Consider the following 19737-nt stretch of genomic DNA (forward strand, 5'->3'; position numbering starts at 1 on the left):
GACTCCAGACTTTACAGTGCCGCCGTCACTGGCTAGCGTCGCCCTAGACAGGCACGCCCGATGCACGGGAAGCCCCCATTCCTTCGCCAGCCTCGGCGCCCTGCGCCGCCTGACCCATGAGGTAAGAGCATGTCCGTCAATCCGACCGTCGAGCGCGTGACTCAGCGCATCATTGATCGCTCCAGCGAACGTCGTGCTGCCTATGAGCAACTGATGGAAAGCCAGCAACGCCGTGGCGTCCATCGTTCCGAACTCTCCTGCGGCAACCTGGCGCACGGCTTCGCTGCCTGCGGTGAGACCGACAAGAATCGCCTCAAGCTGATGAACTCGGCCAACCTCGGCATTATTTCGTCATATAACGACATGTTGTCCGCGCACCAGCCATTCGAGGATTACCCGCGCATCATCAAGGAAGCGGTGCAGGCGATGGGGTCCACGGCCCAGTTCGCCGGCGGCGTACCCGCGATGTGTGATGGCGTGACCCAGGGACAGCCTGGCATGGAACTGTCGTTGTTCTCCCGCGACCTGATCGCCATGGCCGCCGCCATAGGCCTGTCACACAACATGTTCGACGGCGCCCTGTTCCTGGGTGTCTGCGACAAGATCGTGCCGGGCCTGTTCATCGCCGCGGCGCGCTTCGGTCACCTGCCGAGCCTGTTCGTGCCCGCGGGCCCGATGCCCTCCGGCCTGCCCAACAACGAGAAGGCGCGGGTACGTCAGCTGTTCGCCGAAGGCAAGGTGGGCCGCGACGCGCTGCTGGAAGCCGAGTCCGCCTCCTACCACAGCCCGGGCACCTGCACCTTCTATGGCACCGCCAACTCCAACCAGCTGATGATCGAGTTGATGGGCCTGCACCTGCCGGGCGCCTCCTTCGTCAATCCGGGCACCCCGCTGCGCGACGCCCTGACCCGTCACGCTGCCGAGCAGACCATCCGCAACAGCGAAGTCGGCGGCGACTATCGTCCCTTCTATCGCCAGATCGACGCTCGCGCCATCGTCAACGCCATGGTCGGCCTGCTGGCCTCCGGCGGCTCCACCAACCACACCCTGCATCTGGTCGCGATGGCGGGTGCGGCAGGCGTGACCATCACCTGGGATGACTTCACCGAGCTTTCCGCCGTGGTCCCCAGCCTGACGCGCATCTATCCCAACGGTCAGGCTGACATCAACCACTTCCAGGCAGCCGGTGGCATGAGCTTCCTGATTCGCGAGCTGCTCAAGGCAGGACTGCTGCACGACATCACCACCCAGGACGGCGGCACCCTGGCCGGCTACGTGCGTGAGCCCTTCCTCGAGAACGGCAAGCTGGTCTGGAAGGATGGCCCTACCGACAGCCTCGATGAGGACGTGCTGCGTCCGGTCGCCAATCCGTTCGCGCCGACAGGCGGCCTGACCGTGCTCGAAGGCAATCTGGGGCGTGGCGTGATCAAGGTCTCCGCCGTCAAGGAAGAGCACCGCCTCGTCGAAGCCCCCGTGAAGCTGTTCAGCGATCAGGACGAGCTCAAGGCCGCCTTCGAGGCCGGCGAGCTGGAACAGGACATGGTCGCCGTGGTCCGCTATCAGGGTCCGCGCGCCAACGGCATGCCGGAACTGCACAAGCTGACGCCCTATCTCGGTATCCTGCAGGACCGTGGTTTCAAGGTCGCGCTGGTGACGGATGGCCGCATGTCCGGCGCCTCCGGCAAGGTGCCGGCCGCCATCCACATGACCCCGGAAGCGCTGGACGGTGGCCCGCTGGCACGACTGCGCGAAGGCGATGTCGTTCGTCTGGATGCCAACGCCGGCACACTGGAAGCCCTGGTCGAGGAAGGCGAATGGCAGGCTCGTGAGGCCGAAGGCATCTCCCGTGACAGCTACCACCATGGCCTGGGCCGTGAGCTGTTCTCCGGGATGCGCTCCCTGGTCGGTGGCGCCGAAGAAGGTGCCTCCAGCTTCGCAGGCTACGGCGACCAGCCCGGCAGCGGCCACGACCGCAATACCCACTGAGCAGCCACGCAAGTCGACTGAGGACGCCACACGATGACTCGTGAGACACCGAGCCGCTTTGCCTTGGTAGGCGACATTGGTGGCACCAATGCCCGGCTGGCGCTTGTCCAGCCGGGCAGCCACACCCTCCATGACATCCACACGCTGGCCTGCGCCGAGCATTCCGGACTCGTGGAGGCCGTCCAGGCCTACTACCAGAGACTGGGGCTTGCCCCTGACGAACAACCCAAGGAGGCCTGCCTCGCCTTTGCCTGCCCGGTCCATGAGGAGCAGGTCAGCATGACCAACAACCATTGGTCATTCGCCAAGAGCGACGTGCGCGAATCCTTGGGCCTGACACGCTTCAAGTGCCTCAATGACTTCACCGCCATGGCACTGGGCGTGCCGCACATCGAGCCCGATGAGCGACTGCCCATCGGTGAGGAACTCACGGAAGGAGCGGGCAATGATGCCGCCCCCCGTCTGATCATGGGCCCGGGAACAGGGCTGGGTGTCGCGGGTCTGGTACATGGCACCCACAACTGGATTCCGCTGGCCACCGAAGGTGGGCATGTCAGTTTTGCCCCTACCGATGCGCTCGAGGATGCGCTGCTGAAGATCTTCCGGCGCTGGCACGGCAGAGTCTCGGTGGAACGCCTGCTCTGTGGCCAGGGAATGCTCGAGATCTACCGGGCGCTGGGCGAACTGCGCGGCCTGCCGACTCCGCTCGAAAGTGCCGCGGACGTCAGCCAGGCCGCCCATGCCCGCGATGCGCACGGGCAACCCAAGGACAGCCTGGCTTGCGATGCCGTGCTGCGCTTCATGAAGATTCTGGGAGACGTGGCCGGGGATCTTGCCCTGGCGCTCGGCGCGCGTGGCGGCGTGTATCTCTGCGGCGGCGTCCTGCCGCGCAACCTTGACCTGCTCGGGCAAAGCGATTTTCGCCGCGCCTTCGCCGACAAGAACCGCATGAGCCGTTACAATGCCGCGATCCCTACCTGGGTGGTGACCGCGCCGTGGACCGGTCTGCTGGGGGCCGCCGAGGCACTGCACAATGAAGAGGTGGCCTGACGCGATGCCGTCGGCCACGCTCCTGAACCGTCGAGGAAGCTCGAGATGATTCCTGAAAGTCTGCGCGCACTGGTGGATGCCACGAGCGGCCAACGTACCTGCGAATGGCAAGGCCGCATGCTCCTGATCCTCAACCGCGCCTGGGGCGAGCTGGTCGTCTGCCACCAGGGCGCCCAGGTGCTGCATTACCAGCCAGCCTCCCAGCGCCCCTGGCTGTGGGTCACCGAGACACCGGCGGCGCTTCCGGGCAGCATTCGTGGCGGCATTCCGTTGTGCTGGCCCTGGTTCGCTGACGAGTATCCTGAGGGCGAGACAGAGCTGCATGGCCCGGCGCGCAAGGCCGAGTGGCGCATCGACGCGGTAGAGGAAGACGAGGAGGAAGGCGTCGAGATCCACGCCTCTCCGCAATCTCCCCTGCACGCGGCACTCTCGCCTCGCGTCGTCATCTTCGCGGGTCGCCACTTCCTGAAGGTGGAGCTGATCACGGAAAATCGCGGCGAGACCCCGGTCAAGATGACAGGCGCACTGCATACCTACTTTGCCGTGGAAGATGCCTTCCAGTGCCGCGTCACCGGCCTCGCCGGCGCCAGCTATCTGGACAAGCGTCAGGACTTCTCGCGTCTTGATCAGCAAGGCGAGCTGGGCATTCGCGGCCCGCTGGATCGCATCTACCAGTCAAGCCAGGTCCAGGTACTCGAGGATGGCCAGCGCAGACTGCGCATTGCAAAGCAGGGCTCCGACTCCACGGTCGTCTGGCACCCGGGCGATGCACCGCCGGCCGATACCAGCGTCGAGAACGCCCGTGGCTTCCTGTGTGTCGAGACTGCCTGTACCCGCCTTGACCCCGTCTGGCTGCCGCCGGGCGCGCAACATCTGCTGGTACAGCACATCTCCCCTCTCAAACAGGAAGGGTGACACTCACGATCCATACACCACCTGTCAGCCACCCACTGACAGGTGGCTACCGAGCGGCGATCAGCAGGCAATCATCGGCAAGTGCCTTTCCCATGGCACTGAATCGTGTCATGCCACGCCTGCCAGCGTCATTCGTCAGCTCAAGGCGCGCTGGTCAGCGACGGACTGCAGACTGGCGACACAAGCTATCCACAACCCATACGATGGACACTTCCATGCTGCAATTGACCCGTAGTGTTTCCTGGCAGGCGCTGACCCGGCTAGGCGAGGTAACCCGCAACGACCGTATTCGCGACTACTTTGCCGCGGACCCCAAGCGCTTCGAGAAGATGAGTCTCCGGGTCGGCGGCCTGTTCCTCGACTATTCCAAGCACCACATTTCCGACGAGGTGATGAAGGCACTGATCGAGCTGGCAGACCACTCTGCCCTCGTTCAGCGTCGCTCCCAGATGTTCTCGGGTGACATCATCAACGTGACCGAGAATCGCCCCGTCCTTCACACGGCCCTGCGCAGCCAGTCCAATACGCCGGTCATCGTCGACGGCAAGGACGTGATGCCGGAGATCCACAGCACTCGCGAGCAGATCCGCGCCTTCTGCGAAAGCGTGCGCAGTGGCGAATGGAAAGGCTATGACGGACAACGCATCCGCGATGTCGTCAATATCGGCATCGGAGGCTCCGACCTCGGCCCCAACATGGCCTGCCGCGCCCTGCTCAAGCATCGTCATCCGGAGCTGAACTTCCACTTCGTCTCCAACGTGGATGGCAACCACATCCAGAAGGTGCTCAAGCGCCTCGATCCGGCCACGACCCTGTTCATCGTCTCCACCAAGACCTTCTCCACGCAGGAAACCCTGCTCAATGCGAAGTCAGCACGTCGCTGGTTCCTGGAGCAGGCAGGTCAGGATGCCGACGTCGGCGCCCACTTCGTCGCGGCCTCCACCAACCGCAAGGCGGCCAAGGAATTCGGCATCCGCGAAGAGAACGTCTTCGAATTCTGGGCCTGGGTCGGGGGCCGCTATTCCATGTGGTCATCCATCGGTCTGCCGATCGCCCTCTCCATCGGCTATGACGGCTTCATGGAACTGCTGGAAGGCGCCTATGAGATGGACCAGCACTTCATCGAAGCGCCGCTGGGCGAGAACATGCCGGTCCTGATGGCCCTCATCGGTATCTGGTACATCAACTTCATGGGTGCCGAGACCCAGGCCATCGTGCCCTACGATCAAGCCTTGCATCAGCTGCCCGCCTTCCTGCAGCAGCTCGACATGGAATCGAATGGCAAGTCGGTGGACATCTTCGGGCGTCCTGTCGACTACAAGACCGGCCCGATCGTGTGGGGCGAGACCGGTTCCAACGGTCAGCATGCCTTCTTCCAGCTGCTGCACCAGGGAACTCGCTACGTTCCCATCGACTTCATCGCTTCCCTGAAGCCGGAGCCGGGTACCGAAGAGCACCACTTCGCACTGATCACCAACATGCTGGCCCAGGCCAATGCCTTCATGGAAGGCAGTCAGGACGGCAGCAACCTCGACCCGCATTACAATTGCCCGGGCAACCGCCCCTCGAGCACGCTGCTGCTTGATGAGCTGACACCGCGCAACCTGGGGGCACTGATCGCTCTCTATGAGCACAAGGTCTTCGTGCAGGGCGTGATCTGGAACATCAACTCCTTCGACCAGTGGGGCGTGCAGCTCGGCAAGCGCATCGCAGGCGAGATCAGCGCACGCATCGATACTGACGTCCAGGCCTTCGATCCCTCCACCCAGGGCCTGCTGGCACTGGTACGCGAGCACTTCCCGGCCGCCGGAGACAGCATGCAGCCAGAGACAGGCGTGACCAGCACCAAATCAAGCAAGAAGGCCCCGACGGCCACCACCAAGGGAGCAACCTCCTGATGACTCCGGTAATCGCATTCGGCGAAGCGCTCGTCGACATGCTGTCCAACAAGCTCGGCGGCCAGGCCGTCGAGCAGGAAACCTTCACGCCCTACGCTGGTGGTGCGCCCGCCAATGTCGCCGTGGCCTGCGCACGTCTCGGGCTGCCCAGCCACTTCGTGGGCATGCTGGGCCAGGACAGCTTCGGTGACTTCCTGCACGACGAACTGGCCACCCATGGCGTACGCCTGGATCACGTCAAGCGCACCAGCGAGGCACGCACCGCGCTGGCCTTCGTCTCGCGCGACGAGGATGGCGAGCGTCGCTTCGACTTCTATCGTCCGCCGGCAGCTGACCTGCTGTTTCGTCCGGAACATGCAGGCCCGGAGCTGTTCGCTCAACCCGCCATCTTCCATCTGTGCAGCAACAGCCTGACCGACGCCGGTATCGCGGACACCAGCTTCGTGCTGGCGTCTCGCGCGCGTGCTGCTGGCTCCCTGGTCAGCGTGGATGCCAATCTGCGTCACAACCTGTGGCCGAATCAGCAGGTCGACGTGTCACTGGTCACTCGCCTGCTGGACAACGCCGATATCCTCAAGCTTTCCCAGGAAGAGGTCGAGGCACTCACTGACGGCCAGCAAGAGTCCGATTGGCTGCAGGCACGCCTGCAGGCCGGCGTCCGCCTGATCGTGCTGACCGACGGCCCGGGCACCATCCGCGCACTGGTGCGCAAGCAGAGCGGCGAGACCAGGACCGTCAGCATCACGCCGCCGGTAGTCAAGGCCATCGACACCACGGCCGGCGGTGATGCCTTCATCGGCGGCTTCCTCTCGTCGCTCAGCGAAGCCGGTGTGGATGCAGCCCTGCTGCGTGACTGGTGCGAGGAAGAGAGCCATCTTCAGGCTGCGCTTGAGCGTGCAGCAGCCTGCGGCGCCTTTGCCGTGACTCGCCCTGGTGCCTATGCCGCGCTACCGACTCGAGAAGACCTCACCGCCATGCAGTGAGCGGCCCGAGTGACGTCACTGGCCACCTCAGAGCCAGCGACAATCTTGAGACGCGCACGTAAAAGCCCCGCTGATCTGATGATCAGCGGGGCTTTTGGTTTTCTGGGTTCAAGTTCTTGCCTCATTTGCTGAGTACATGTCTTGAATACATGTTCTACGTACACATGCCAGATGTCATGACAGCCCTGCGTCTTTTGGCCAAGACCAACCAACAACAAATATGCCTGCGAAGCGCAGCAGAAAGCCACGCAATCTCCGTCTCAAGTCGGCACCTATCAGACGTAAAAAAGCCGGCCCCGAGGGACCGGCTTTCGTTAGCTTGCTAGACGTTTGAGAGCGTCTTAGAAGCCGTAGTAGATGCCGACTGCAGCGCCGTCACCAGCGTCGCCAGAGCGATCGTACTGGGCGTATTCAATGTAGGTGTACATCGCGGAAGAGATGTTGTAAGTCACACCCAGGTTGAATTCGTTGAAGCTGTCGTCGCCACCGTTGTCAGAAGCAAGAGTGGAATTGTCTTCAGCGTCGACGTACTGGTAGCCGCCGTAGACGTCGCCCATGCCGTAGCCGTAGCGTGCGCCGATACCGTAGTAATCAACGTCGGTGTCATCTTCTTCACCCGCGAAGCGCTCAGCCTTGACGGCGATGCGCAGGGCGTCAACGGTGTACTGACCGGTGATACCGTACTGGTCGCCGATGTCACTGCCGTTGGTGGCTTCGAACTGGTCCAGGTTGTCATACACACCAGCGACAGAGAAACCGCCGACGGTGTACTTGGCACCTGCGAAGAAGGACGCCTGGTTGGAATCAGTGACGTTCTCGTCTTCACCATCGCCTTCGAAGTTGGAACCGACAGCGAACTGCAGGCCGCCCATGACCGGAGACATGTACTGCAGCTTGTTGCCTTCACGAGTCTGGCTGTCACCGTCGATCTGGGTGCTGGAATCAGTCAGATCGAAGTATTCGTTGTTGGAGATCGGATCCTGGATCCAGTCGTCCATCAGCTGATCCCAGGAACCGATACGCGCGTCACCGAAGGAACCCTTGGCACCGACGTAGGACTGGTCGCCATCGTTCAGGCCGTTGCCGCCGCCCTTGGATTCGTCAGCGTCGTATTCCCACTCGGCCTTGAAGTAACCGACGATGTCGTCGTTGATCTTGTGCTCACCCTTGGCACCGAAGGTAGAACCGTTGTCGCCCAGTTCACTTTCCGGGTCACCGCCGAGCTGGTCGACATAGGAGTATGCCAGCTGAACGTTGCCGTAGATGTCCAGCTTGGTGCCGTCTTGATTGTAGACGGTTGCAGCGGAAGCGGAGGTAGCAGCCAGGGCAGCAGCGCCGGCGATGGCAGTAGCCAGAAGTGTCTTTTTCATCGCGATAGTTCCTTAACTAGCGTTAACTGTTCGATCGTGTCTGCCGGTGGCAGTGGCCGAGGTTCCGGGCGCTTGATGACGCCTCTAAAACCCTGTGGCCTTGTTATTATCCAATGCTCGCAGGGAAACCATATACCGGGCTTTCAGGATGTGCAACAGAAAAAAACACTGTTTTCGATCACTGGTCCTGAACCAATACGCCGGTCAATTGTCTGGCGTGCCAACACTCTAGAGCGGAAGAATGAAGGATTCATGACAACCATGGGTTTTCTCGAGGGTTTTGACGTTCACTGATTTCCCGGCAGTCAGAGCGAAGACACACTTGCCTCAGCCATGACATGCAAGACAAAAGTAGCATGCACTGAGCCGATGAATTCTTTGTCATCTCACGCCATTGGAAGCTCATCATTCCCCTTGCATGCCATCGTGCAAATCTCTGGAATCGAAAGGAAAACGAGCATGGACGCGCCTCGGTGAAAAATGACATGGCAGTCAATTTTCGGTGTCTTCTTCAACGACTCACCGCTTTCCTCCGATGACCTTGACGTGATGAAACCCCGATCACTCGATGGAGTGACCGGGGTAGTCCATGGTGGCCTGATCATGATCAGGCTGAATGCCGCTGATCAGAGCATCACTGACGGCAGTACCTCACGTCGCGACTCTGGTGAGGGATAGCGCAGGATCGACATGTCGCCTGCACGAAGTTTCCACATTCCTGTCGCCTCAAAACCGCGATGGAGCATGGCGCCATCATTGGCTTAGCCAGTTGGGCAGGAAGAGTGAGATCGACGGGACATAGGTGATCAATACCAGGAACAGCAGCAACAACGACAGCCACGGAAGTGCGGCACGAATGACCCAGGTCATCGGCTTGCCGGTGATACCCGCGGTGACGAACAGGTTGAGCCCCACTGGTGGCGTCAGCATGCCGATCTCCATGTTGACCACCATGATGATGCCGAGATGGATCGGATCGATGCCCAGCTGCGTCGCGATGGGAAACAGGATCGGGGCCATGATCAGCAGGATGGCCGAGGGCTCCATGAAGTTGCCTGCCGCCAGCAGCAGCAGATTCATCACGATCAGGAATCCCCAGGCTGGCAGCCCCCAGCCGATGATGGTCTCGGCGATGGTGTGAGGAATGCGTTCAGTGGTCAGCACATGGGCGAACAGCATCGCATTGGCGATGATGAACAGCAGCATCATCGAGACGCGCGCACCATCCAGCACCACCTTCTTGACCTCCTGGTCCGAGAATGAGCCCACCAGGCCTGCCGGCACCTGCCAGAGAGCACGCAGCCCGGCCCTGCCCCATGCTTCGTTGCCTCTGCGCCATGGCACGTCCTTCAAGGGCCCCATGTCGCGATAGCCCACCACTGCGATGAACCAGGCGTAGACCGTCGCGACCGCCGCCGCCTCGGTGGGGCTGGCCACCCCGCCGTAGATCGAGCCCAGCACGATGAAGATCAACATCAGCCCGCCCATCGCGACCAGCCCCGAGCGAGCCAGCGTCCTGAGACCCGGGAACGGCTGTGAAGGCAGTTTCTTGATTCGGGCAGCGATATAGATGGCCACCATCAGGATGCCGCCCATCAACAGCCCGGGGATCAGGCCCGCCATGAACATCTTGGCCGCCGAGACCTCCGTGGCCGCGGAGTACACCAGCATCACGATGGAGGGAGGAATCAAGATCCCCAGGGTACCGGCATTGGTGATCACCCCGGCCGCGAAGGATTCGCTGTAGCCCTGACGCACCATGCCCGCGATCACGATGGAGCCAATCGCCGCGACCGTGGCCGGAGAGGACCCCGAGACGGCGGCAAACAGCATGCAGGCCAGTACCGAGGCCATCGCAAGCCCGCCACGGACATGGCCGATGGCATCGGTCGCGAAGGTGATCAGGCGGCGTGCCACGCCTCCCGTCGAAAGGAAGGTGCTGGAAAGAATGAAGAAGGGAATCGCCAGCAAGGTGTAGTGATGCGACAGGGCTTCAAACAGCTTGATGGCGACCGAGCCCAGCGAATCACTCGAAAACAGCAGTATCGTCGTGACACTGGAAAATCCGAGCGCGAAGGCGATCGGCATGCCGAGAAAGATGCCACCGAACAGCAGCGCGAACAGAGTGGCTATGGTCATCGTCTGGGTTCCTGATCACTGTCACGTTTACCACCGGCACCATCGGAGCTGTCACCAATGACCGAGTCAGCCGGCTGCACCAGGTGCATGCTGTCCTCGCCTTCGTCGTGAAAGCCGAAACCGCTGGCATCTCCGCGTATCACCTTCCAGCCCAATACCGCGAAGCGCAGCATCAGCAGCAGCATCGCGATGGGCAGAATCGTCAGGGCATACCACTTGGGTATCGCGATATCCTCGAGTTCGATACCGATCATCTGCATCAAGGACAGATATTCGTAACTGCCGACCAGCAGCATCACGCAGTACGCCATGCAGATGACCAGCGCGGCCAGGGTAGCCACCCGCTGCCAGATCAGTGGCAGCATCTTCACCACGACATCCACACCGATGTGCGCGCCCTGCTTGACGCCCCACGACACGCCGATCAGCACGAACCAGCCCGCCAGATAGAGAGTGGCTTCCTGGGACCAGCTGATACCGGTATTGAAGACGAAACGCAGCACCACCTCGACGAAGACCAGCAATACCATCGCCACCAGCAGCAGCGAGAACAGCGTCTCTTCTGCCTTGTGTAGCCATCCAAGTTTCATGGCAATGTCCTCATGCCCTTCATGGAGACTTGCCTCGCACGAGAGGACGGACATGTCGCGTCTCCCGGCGAGGCAAGTGATTGTCGGCCTGCGCGTCTCAGCGATTGGCATCCTGAGCGGCATCGATGATGTCCTGACCGATATCATCGGCGAATTCACCCCACACCGGCTTCATCGCATCCACCCACTGCTGGCGCTGCGCATCGTCCAGCGTGATGATCTCGCTCTGACCGGAGTCGATGATGGCCTGCTTGGCCTCGAGATTCTTGGCCTGGGACAGCTCATTGCCATAGGCGATGGCTTCATCCAGCGCTGACTTGACCTCGCCACGCACCTCCTCCGGAAGCCCATTCCAGAAGCGTGCCGAGGACACCACCATGTAATCCAGCACGCCGTGATTGGATTCGGTGATGTAAGGCTGCACTTCAAAGAACTTCTGGGAATAGATATTGGAGTAGGTATTTTCCTGACCGTCGATAGCCTTGGTCTGCAGCAGGATGAAGACTTCGGAGAACGGCTTCTTCAGCGAGACGGCATCCAGCGCATCGAACTGCGCCTCGAGCACGTCAGAGGTCATGATGCGGAATTTCTTGCCATCCGCATCATCAGGCACCGTGAGCGGTGAGGACGCGGAGAGCTGCTTCATGCCGTTGTGCAGATACCCGAGTCCGACCAGTCCCTTGGGCTCCAGCGCCGTCAGCAAGGATTGGCCTGTCTCGCTGCTCTGGAAACGCTCCACCGCTTCCATGTCCTTGAACAGGAACGGCAGATCGAAGACCTGCAGCTGATCCGTGTATTTCTGGAACTTGGAGAGTGACGGAGCCGCCAGCTGGACATCGCCCAGCAGCATGGCTTCCAGCACCTTGTCATCCCCATAGAGCTGGGAGCTGGGATAGAGCTCAACGGCCACCTGATCCCCCAGTCGCTCTGCGACCAGCTCCTGGAACTTCTTGCCCATCTGCCCCTTGGGGGTGTTTTCCGCGACGACGTGAGAGAACTTGATGGTGATAGGGTCGGCCATGACAGCGGTCGAGGCCATCAGAATGGCGGCACTCAGGGCTGTCAGGGCAGGCTTGAAAAGGCGCATGGCAGTTCCTCTCGGAATCTTGGTTGTTATTGGGGGTTGGTCATCTGTTGATCATCCCGCCTGGCGTGTGCTGCATCACGACACTCGGCATGAGCGCGAGTCGCAACGCCAGACATGAGCGCGAGCAGGGACACCTGGGTATAGCGAGTACCGCGCCATGAGCAGCACATTCCCAGTTTTTTCTATTGAATTCAGATACCTGTGGCGGAAACCCTTCTTCGCGACATGAGTGGGCTTGCCGACAACGCCGGCCCGATGTGCGGATTTCCACCCACCAACGACAGAGCCCCTGTGCGGCAATCCGCACAGGGGCTCTGAACACTGACGATCGAGGTGACATGTGCGGGCTGGCCATGGGGCCTGCCTGCACGACACGTCGCTAGCGGTGCTTGGTCATCAATTCACTCAGCTTGTGGCTGATGCGCTGGCTGGCAGCCTGCTCCTCACGCTCCTTCTGCTGACGAGTCAGCTCCGCGAGTTGCTGACGTGCATGCAATGCCTCGTCTTCCGTGACGGCACCCACGGACTGACCTTCAAGATCGACCCGCTGCGTGCCGGCACGAACGGCCTTCAGGTATCGAGGCAAGTGGACGTAGCCCGCCAGAGCGCGGCGCACGAGCTTCTCGTCCCAGGGCTCGTTCTCCAGCAACTCGACATGGATGCCGATCTTCAAGGGGCGGGTGTGGCCCTTGAAGAAGGTATCCGGATAGCGCTTGTACCATTGCTTGAGCAGCGCCTGGGGCGACGGCGGCGTTGCCTGGTCCGGTGTCTCGTCAGAGCCAGCGGATTCGACTGGCGCGTCGTTAGACATTGCTGGCGACGGTGCAGACTCGGCGTCAGCGGTCTCCCCCGAGGCAACACCGGGTGACTCGCTCGCGGAGGCCAGCTGCTCCGCGGCAGCTTCCACCTGCGCAGCACTGGGACGCGCATCCTCCACCGGCTGTGACGCGGGGGACTGTGCGCTGCGTTCGCGCAACTCGCGCAGCTCGGCATCACGCGCCATCAAGGCCTCGCTCAGCCCGGTCAGCTGCGCCTGCTGCTCCTGCATCTGCTGGCGCAGCGCGGCCAGCGTCTCGCGTAGCTGGGCATTTTCCGATTCCAGCGCCAGACGAGCCTGACGCTCTCCGTCACGCTGCTGTCGCTGAGTGTCGGCTTCATGTTCAAGCGCAGAGTACAGCGCTTCGAGGCGATCCATCGTCAAGGCCTGAGCCTCCCTTGCACGCTATGGGCAGTTCCGTTTGGCACCAGTCTGTGTCAGTACCTGCTGACTGTAAAGTTCCCGCTGGCAGGCGCAAGCGCTAGTCGTCCCTGCGCTCATAGCGCACGAAGTCATAGGCAGGCAGGCCTTCACCACTTTCTCCCGGCACACGCTGAGCTTCTTCCCAGTCAGCACCAAGCTCCGGGAAGTGCGCATCGCCTTCGATCTCGACCGCTACCTCGGTCAGGTACAGACGCGTGGCGACGGGCAGTGCCTGTGCATAGATCAGTCCACCCCCGATCACCATGATCTCGTCCACACCTTCGATCATCGCATGGTGATCCGCCATGTTGAGCGCCGCCGCCAGATCGTGACAGACCCGTACGCCATCGTGGTGGAACTCGCTGTCACGCGTGACGATGATATTGAGTCGATTGGGCAGCGGCTTGCCGATGGAGGCAAAGGTCTTGCGCCCCATGATCACCGGCTTGCCCTGGGTCGCATGCTTGAAGAACTTCAGGTCTTCCGGCAGGTACCAGGGCAGATTGTTGTCGACACCGATCACGCGATTGACCGACATGGCGGCGATCATCGCCACCGGGACCACGGTCTCGGCGGCGGCACTCAGCGGAGAAAATTCCTTGTCACTCATACGGCCACCTGCGCCTTGATATGCGGATGGGATTCATAGCCTTCGATGGCGATGTCATCGAAGGTGAAGTCGAACAGATCCGTCACGTCCGGATTCAGCTTGAGCGTCGGCAGGGCCAGCGGCTCGCGCGTCAGCTGCTCACGCGCCTGCTCCAGATGATTGCTGTAGAGGTGGGCATCGCCGAGGGTATGAATGAACTCCCCCGGCTTGAGGCCACAGACCTGAGCGATCATCTGGGTCAACAGCGCATAGCTGGCGATGTTGAACGGCACGCCGAGGAAGATGTCGGCGCTGCGCTGATAGAGCTGGCAGGACAGCCGACCCTCGGCGACATAGAACTGGAACAGGGCATGACACGGCGGCAGGGCCATCTCATCCACCAGCGCCGGATTCCAGGCCGAGACCATCAGACGGCGCGAGTCCGGGTTGGTCTTGATCTGCTCGATCAGATGCGTGATCTGATCCACACTGCCGCCTTTCGGATTCGGCCAGCTGCGCCACTGATAACCGTAGACCGGCCCGAGATCGCCATTCTCATCGGCCCACTCATCCCAGATACGCACGCCATTTTCCTTGAGGTAGGCGATGTTGGTGTCGCCTTTCAAGAACCACAGCAGCTCGTGGATGATCGAGCGCAGGTGCAGTTTCTTGGTGGTGACCAGCGGAAAGCCTTCGGCCAGATCGAAACGCATCTGGTGACCGAAGACACTCAAGGTACCGGTACCGGTGCGGTCGCCCTTTTGCGTGCCGTTTTCCAGCACGTGGCGCATCAGATCGAGATAGGGTTGCATGGGCAGCGGGTCCGTACGGCGGATCAGAGGCTGGCTCGGCGAGCGGATCCGGGGGATCGGCCCTGCACCAGCCTCTTCATGAATTCGAATCGTTCACTTGACGATATTTTACGCTGCCAGATACGCAAGAACGCGGCCCGATGGCCGCGTTCTTGCGTATCTGGCAGGGGGCCAGTTTACACCGATTGCCCCCTGTAATCACACCTGCATTCCCACCTCAGGATGCGCGAGGCAGCGGCGGCTGCGCCACGTCCTGACCACGCGACCATGCCATCAGCAGCAACCCGAACAGCACCATCGGCAGCGACAGCAGCTGACCCATGGTCAGCCAGTCGAAGGCGATGAAGCCGAGCTGGGAATCCGGTTGGCGGAAGAACTCGGTGATAAAACGGAAACTGCCGTAGCAGAGCAGGAACAGACCGGAGATCAACCCCTTCTGGCGCGGCTCACGCGAGGCGAACCACAGGATCGCGAACAGCGCGACGCCTTCCAGCGCGAATTGATAGAGCTGAGAGGGATGGCGTGGCTCCGGCCCGTAGAGCGGATAGACCATGCCCCATGAGACATCGGTGATACGCCCCGGCAGCTCCTGGTTGATGAAGTTGCCCAGGCGCCCTGCGCCGAGGCCGATCGGAACCATCGGCGCGATGAAGTCAGTCAGCTGGAAGAAGGTCAGCTGGTGACGACGCGCGAACACCAGCATGGCGATCAACACACCCAGCAGGCCGCCATGGAAGCTCATGCCCCCATCCCAGACCTTGAAGATCCACACCGGGTCCGCCAGCAACTTGTCGAAGCCGTAGAAGAGCGCATACCCCAGGCGCCCACCCAGCACCACGCCCAACGCACCGAAGAAGATCAGGTCTCCCACGGCATCCTGACTCAGGCCGACCCGTCCGCGCCGGGCACGCGCCAGCCCCCAGGCCGCCGCGAAGCCGATCACGTACATCAATCCATACCAGTGAATCTTGAAAGGCCCCAATGCCAACGCCACGGGGTCGATCTGAGGATATTGCAACATGAGAAAACCTTGAATGAATAAGTCGGCACGACTGACGCCAGTCGCAAGTCTTTCGCCATCAATCCGATGCGCTACCGGTCAGGTGACGAAGGGTAACAGCTCGCGCATGAACGCCACCTAGCAGCCCTTCCCCGCAAAGCGGACATGCCGAGATGTCTCACGAGACGAGAAAGCGCAGCCCCACGATCACGAGAATCAACGCGAACAACCGCTTGAGCAACAGCGCCGGCAACGCATGGGCCAGCCGTGCGCCCACTCGCGCGAAAGGCACCGACACCAGCACGATGCCGAGCCAGGCAACCCAATGTACATAGCCGATGGCATGCTCCGGCAAGCCCGGGGCGTGCCAGCCCACCGCGATATTGGTCAGCGCTGCCACCAAGGCGATGGGAAACCCGGCCGCGGCCGCCGTCCCGACCGCCTCGGTCATGCGCGCCTGCCAGCTGGTCAACATCGGCACCATCACCGTCCCTCCTCCGATCCCGAAGAGTGCGGATACCACCCCGACGGTGCCACCGCCAAGAAACTGCCCGGCACGCCCCGGCGCCTGCGCCAGCTGACCCACCTTGAGATCCAGTCCCATCTTGACGGCGACCAGCAGCACGAAGCCACCGAACAGCAGCTTGAGCATCTCGCTGCTCAGTCCGCCCGCCAGCACCACCCCCAGCGCGGTTCCCACCACCAGTCCGGGCAGCAGGCGCTTGAGCCAGTCCAGACGCACGGCGCCACGCTCATGATGCGCACGCGCCGATGACAGCGAGGTCACCACGATGGTCGCCAGTGAGGTACCTATCGCCAGATGCATCAAGACATCAGTGGCGACACCTTGCAGCGCAAAGGCTGCCGCCAGCACCGGCACGATGACCAGCCCGCCACCGATACCGAACAGGCCGGCGATCAGACCCGCCACGGCCCCCAACACGGGATACCACCACCACATGCCCCACTCCTTGCACCTGTCTTCATCGAGAACCTCTGTCAAAGGGCCGGGTTGAGGCCATGAACCGATGGCTCATCGCTCACCCTTGCCAACTCAGACCCCATCACCCGTCACGCCACCTTCTGCTCCCGGTGCCTTCATCGTGGCCCGAGGCAGCCATTTGCGAACCTTGTCGATCAACGCCTGAGGACGATAGGGCTTGCCAAGATAATCATCCAGACCTGCCGCGAAGAAACGCTCGCGGTCCGCCTCGCTGGCATTGGCCGTCAGGGCAATGATCACGCTACGCCTGTCACTGCCGGCCCCGGCCTCCTGTTCGCGCCAATTCCGGGTAACGCTGACGCCATCCATGCCGGGCATGAAGATATCCATGAACACCAGGTCGTAGAAATGGCGCTCGCGCGCGGCCAGCGCATCTTCTCCACTGCTCGCCGTATCCACCACCAACCCCTGGCGGCCGAGCACCGTGCGCGCCAGCATGGCGTTCACCGGACCATCATCGACGACCAGAATGCGAGTTTCGACAGGATTGTCCGGCCAGGACAACGGCACCAGGATCTCCAGCACCTCCTCCCCTTGCGTCTCATGCTGTCGGTAGCGCCCGCCGAGCTCCTCCACCAGACGACGAGCCATCAACAGCGAGGAAGGCGCATTGCGCCCGACATCGAGGCCACAGTGATCGTGAAGCTCAAGCCTCAGCCAGCATTGCCCCCCTGTCTCCGTGTCCCTCAGGCCAGCTCCCGTCGGGCCACCGGCCAGCGACGACGCACCCTCGGCGTCCACCACCTCGACGAACACGCGATGCCGACCCGCGCTGGCGCGTCGACAACCATCTTCCGACAGATGCTCGAAGAGCTGCGCCAGACGCCGTACATCGCCACGCAGCAATGCAGGCAGCGCGCCCAGCTGCCACTCGAAGGGCAGCCCCACGTCGTGGTAGCGCTGCTGCATGTCATTGAGCAGCGCTCCCAGCGCCTCGGCCGGCGTGAACAGATTCTCCTCCAGCGGCGTGCGCACGACATCGTCGCGCTCCGTCAGCACATTCAGCAGCTGTGCCACACTATCGAGACGCCCCTGCAGCAGGCTCAGCTCGGCATCCTCCAAATGACGCTCGCGACGCAACTGCCCCAGCTTGCGCACCAATCCCTGCAAGGGAGGCGTCAACTCGGCGTGCAGCATGTCCAGATAGTCACTCTTGAGGCGGGCTTCCTCGCGCGCCCTGTCGCGTGCGACCAGCAACTGCTGGCTGGCCTGATCATGTTCTGATTCATCAATCATCACGCCCAGCACCTGGGCGGGGTCGTTGTTGAAACGGCACAGCTCGAGACGCATGCGCCGCATGCGGCCCTCGGCATCATGGACACGCAATTCTCGACTGTTGGGTACGCTCGGGTTGGGCTCCAGCATCAGTAGACTCCCGACCGAGCGCCCCAGCGCTTCATGTAGCACCAGCCCGAACAGCTTCTCGAAGGCAGGATTGGCCATCGCCAGCAGGCCATGACGCATCACGAAGGCAGGCAGTGGCAAGGCATCCAGTTCGTGGCCACGACCACGGCGCAGCAATGCCACGGCAGCACGGTGACGGCGCAGAATCTCGTCGGCCGGATACGCCTGATGGGCCGAGACGGGATACTCCTCCATGACCTGCCCCTGCTCGAGCCGCACGCTCTGGCGTGCCAACCATTCCAGTGGCTGCCCCAGGCGCTGATCAAGGCGACGCAGGCGCCATTGCAGAATCAGCATGCTCACCGCGAAGACCAGCAGCAAGGCACCGGCGCTGCCCAGCAGCAATGACAGCAATGGCATCTCGCCCGGCACGTCAAGATCGCGCCGCGCCACCAGTCGCCAGCCATTGACAGGCAAGGTGTCCCAGACGACGGCACGCGCCGCAGGTCCTGGCAGCAAGGTAGCGCCACGCAGACCGCCGTCCACCGCCTGGGCCACGTCATCGGGCAGGCGTCGCGGCCGAGGGTCACGCGTATTGCTGCTGGCCGCCCACACTTCCAGGTCCTGACCGATCAGCCAATAGGGGGCCGTGCGGCCCTGACCAGGCAGCAGCAAGCGAGATTCCATCTGGGGGACCGCGAGATCCAGCCCGACATGGACCTTCTGTCCCGCGTTGAGTTCCACCTCGACCAGCGCGGTGATCTGAGGCAGGCCCGCCGGACCGGGATGTGGCGGCAGCCAGACGACCCGCGGCGCGCCGTTGTCCGAGCTGCTGGCCAGCTGGCGCTGAGTGGCAGGTGTGACATCGGTGTAGGGAAGGAGCCTGGTGCCCGGTGAGAAGGCATCCAGCACGTTGAACCAGGGGTAGAGCATGATCATGCTGTTGTCGAGACTGACGAACAGTCGCGAGATCAATGGGTCCGTGGAATACAGATCCGACAACAGCCATTGCATCCGGATCAGGCGTCGCGCCACGTCGTGATCCTGCTCATCCAATGCGCGGTGAAACTCTCCGTACAAGGCAGCGCCGCCACGCGTGATCGGCCGGAACAGCTGACCTTCCTCGGTCAACACCAGCTCATTCAATGACGAATCCGCCTCGCCCCCGGCATGGTCGAGATGGCGACGCGTGTAGCGCGCCAGGATCTGCAGACGACGCTGCTGCGCCTCGAAGCGCTCATTCACCAAGGCAGTGGCCAGCGAATGCTGCTGGCGAAGCTCGCCCAGGGCGCTGTCCACGAGCTTGTGCCGCTCGCTGTCCCAGGTGACCCAGGCCCCGACCAGACAGCTGAGCGCCACTGCCAGCTCGGCGAGCAGCAGCGGGCCCACCGTCAGGCGACTCATGCGCCGCCATACCGATTCCAGTCCACTGGGGCTGCTCTCGCTGCGGTTCCCCGCACTGCCGCCATCCTCGAGACGAGTGGCGTCGCCGGTGACGCCGGACGCTCCCGTCGGGGGAGCCTCCGCTTGGGAAGATTCAGCCTCGGGCGAGCGTGACGCTGGCTCGACAGGGGGAGGACGGCGCGAGAACATGGTCTGGGAGCATCCTGTAGATGGACCTGACAGCAAAAACCATCGGGCATGGGTGCAGCGATTCGTGACGTGGCGTGACATTGCCGCAGCAGTACGATCGGGTCGCATCGAGCCATACTGCCCGTAGCCCGACGTCAC

At 62.2% G+C, this 19737-nt stretch carries 15 protein-coding genes; 5 read left to right on the top strand and 10 right to left on the bottom strand.

Translation table 11 applies throughout. From position 1 onward, the window contains the following. Nucleotides 1-129: 129 nt before the first annotated feature. The 5 genes from edd (at nucleotide 130) to AC26AR_RS12710 (ending at nucleotide 6832) form a co-directional block, all read left to right on the top strand. The gene (edd, locus tag AC26AR_RS12690) at nucleotides 130-1986 is read left to right on the top strand and encodes a phosphogluconate dehydratase (protein ID WP_077375147.1); all 1857 of its coding nucleotides are present in this window, start codon (nucleotides 130-132) and stop codon (nucleotides 1984-1986) included. A 33-nt stretch (nucleotides 1987-2019) separates the two neighbouring features. Beyond that, nucleotides 2020-3036: a glucokinase gene (glk, locus tag AC26AR_RS12695; protein ID WP_084208028.1), complete on the top strand. Its 1017-nt coding sequence runs from the start codon at nucleotides 2020-2022 to the stop codon at nucleotides 3034-3036. A 45-nt stretch (nucleotides 3037-3081) separates the two neighbouring features. Beyond that, on the top strand, nucleotides 3082-3951 hold the full coding sequence (locus tag AC26AR_RS12700; protein ID WP_488107149.1) for an aldose epimerase family protein: 870 nt from the start codon (nucleotides 3082-3084) through the stop codon (nucleotides 3949-3951). Between the two features lie 215 nt (nucleotides 3952-4166). After that, nucleotides 4167-5849, top strand: a complete 1683-nt coding sequence (pgi, locus tag AC26AR_RS12705; protein ID WP_191237558.1) for a glucose-6-phosphate isomerase — start codon at nucleotides 4167-4169, stop codon at nucleotides 5847-5849. Beyond that, nucleotides 5849-6832, top strand: coding sequence for a carbohydrate kinase family protein (locus tag AC26AR_RS12710; protein ID WP_417285752.1), 984 nt, complete (start codon nucleotides 5849-5851; stop codon nucleotides 6830-6832). The genes pgi and AC26AR_RS12710 overlap by 1 nt, the downstream gene beginning before the upstream one ends. A 341-nt stretch (nucleotides 6833-7173) precedes the next feature. On the opposite strand, the gene AC26AR_RS12715 is transcribed toward AC26AR_RS12710, so the two are convergent. The 10 genes from AC26AR_RS12715 to AC26AR_RS12760 all read right to left on the bottom strand — a co-directional run bounded on the left by AC26AR_RS12715 (nucleotide 7174) and on the right by AC26AR_RS12760 (nucleotide 19599). Beyond that, complete coding sequence (locus AC26AR_RS12715) at nucleotides 7174-8202, bottom strand: porin (protein WP_488107150.1); 1029 nt, start codon at nucleotides 8200-8202, stop codon at nucleotides 7174-7176. A 753-nt stretch (nucleotides 8203-8955) separates the two neighbouring features. Continuing rightward, entirely contained in the window at nucleotides 8956-10341 is a 1386-nt protein-coding gene (locus tag AC26AR_RS12720; RefSeq protein ID WP_077375166.1) for a TRAP transporter large permease, read from the bottom strand. Further along, entirely contained in the window at nucleotides 10338-10931 is a 594-nt protein-coding gene (locus AC26AR_RS12725; RefSeq protein WP_084209616.1) for a TRAP transporter small permease, read from the bottom strand. Before AC26AR_RS12725 ends, AC26AR_RS12720 begins: the two co-directional genes overlap by 4 nt. A 97-nt stretch (nucleotides 10932-11028) precedes the next feature. Further along, a complete protein-coding gene (locus tag AC26AR_RS12730; protein ID WP_077375169.1) occupies nucleotides 11029-12018 on the bottom strand; it encodes a TRAP transporter substrate-binding protein in 990 nt (329 codons plus the stop codon). Nucleotides 12019-12397: 379 nt separating this feature from the next. Continuing rightward, entirely contained in the window at nucleotides 12398-13213 is an 816-nt protein-coding gene (locus tag AC26AR_RS12735) for a ProQ/FINO family protein (protein ID WP_240704264.1), read from the bottom strand. 103 nt (nucleotides 13214-13316) lie between these two features. Then, on the bottom strand, nucleotides 13317-13868 hold the full coding sequence (locus AC26AR_RS12740) for a dihydrofolate reductase (RefSeq protein ID WP_077375174.1): 552 nt from the start codon (nucleotides 13866-13868) through the stop codon (nucleotides 13317-13319). After that, entirely contained in the window at nucleotides 13865-14659 is a 795-nt protein-coding gene (locus AC26AR_RS12745; protein WP_279874473.1) for a thymidylate synthase, read from the bottom strand. Before AC26AR_RS12745 ends, AC26AR_RS12740 begins: the two co-directional genes overlap by 4 nt. 217 nt (nucleotides 14660-14876) lie before the next feature. Further along, nucleotides 14877-15680: a prolipoprotein diacylglyceryl transferase gene (gene lgt, locus AC26AR_RS12750; protein ID WP_077375180.1), complete on the bottom strand. Its 804-nt coding sequence runs from the start codon at nucleotides 15678-15680 to the stop codon at nucleotides 14877-14879. A gap of 157 nt (nucleotides 15681-15837) precedes the next feature. Further along, complete coding sequence (locus AC26AR_RS12755) at nucleotides 15838-16620, bottom strand: sulfite exporter TauE/SafE family protein (protein ID WP_077375183.1); 783 nt, start codon at nucleotides 16618-16620, stop codon at nucleotides 15838-15840. Nucleotides 16621-16713: 93 nt separating this feature from the next. Beyond that, nucleotides 16714-19599 carry a response regulator gene (locus tag AC26AR_RS12760; RefSeq protein WP_176503159.1) on the bottom strand — a complete coding sequence of 962 codons (2886 nt, stop codon included), beginning with the start codon at nucleotides 19597-19599 and terminating at the stop codon, nucleotides 16714-16716. Nucleotides 19600-19737: the final 138 nt, after the last annotated feature.

This window comes from Cobetia sp. PS-4MA (genome assembly GCF_057670765.1).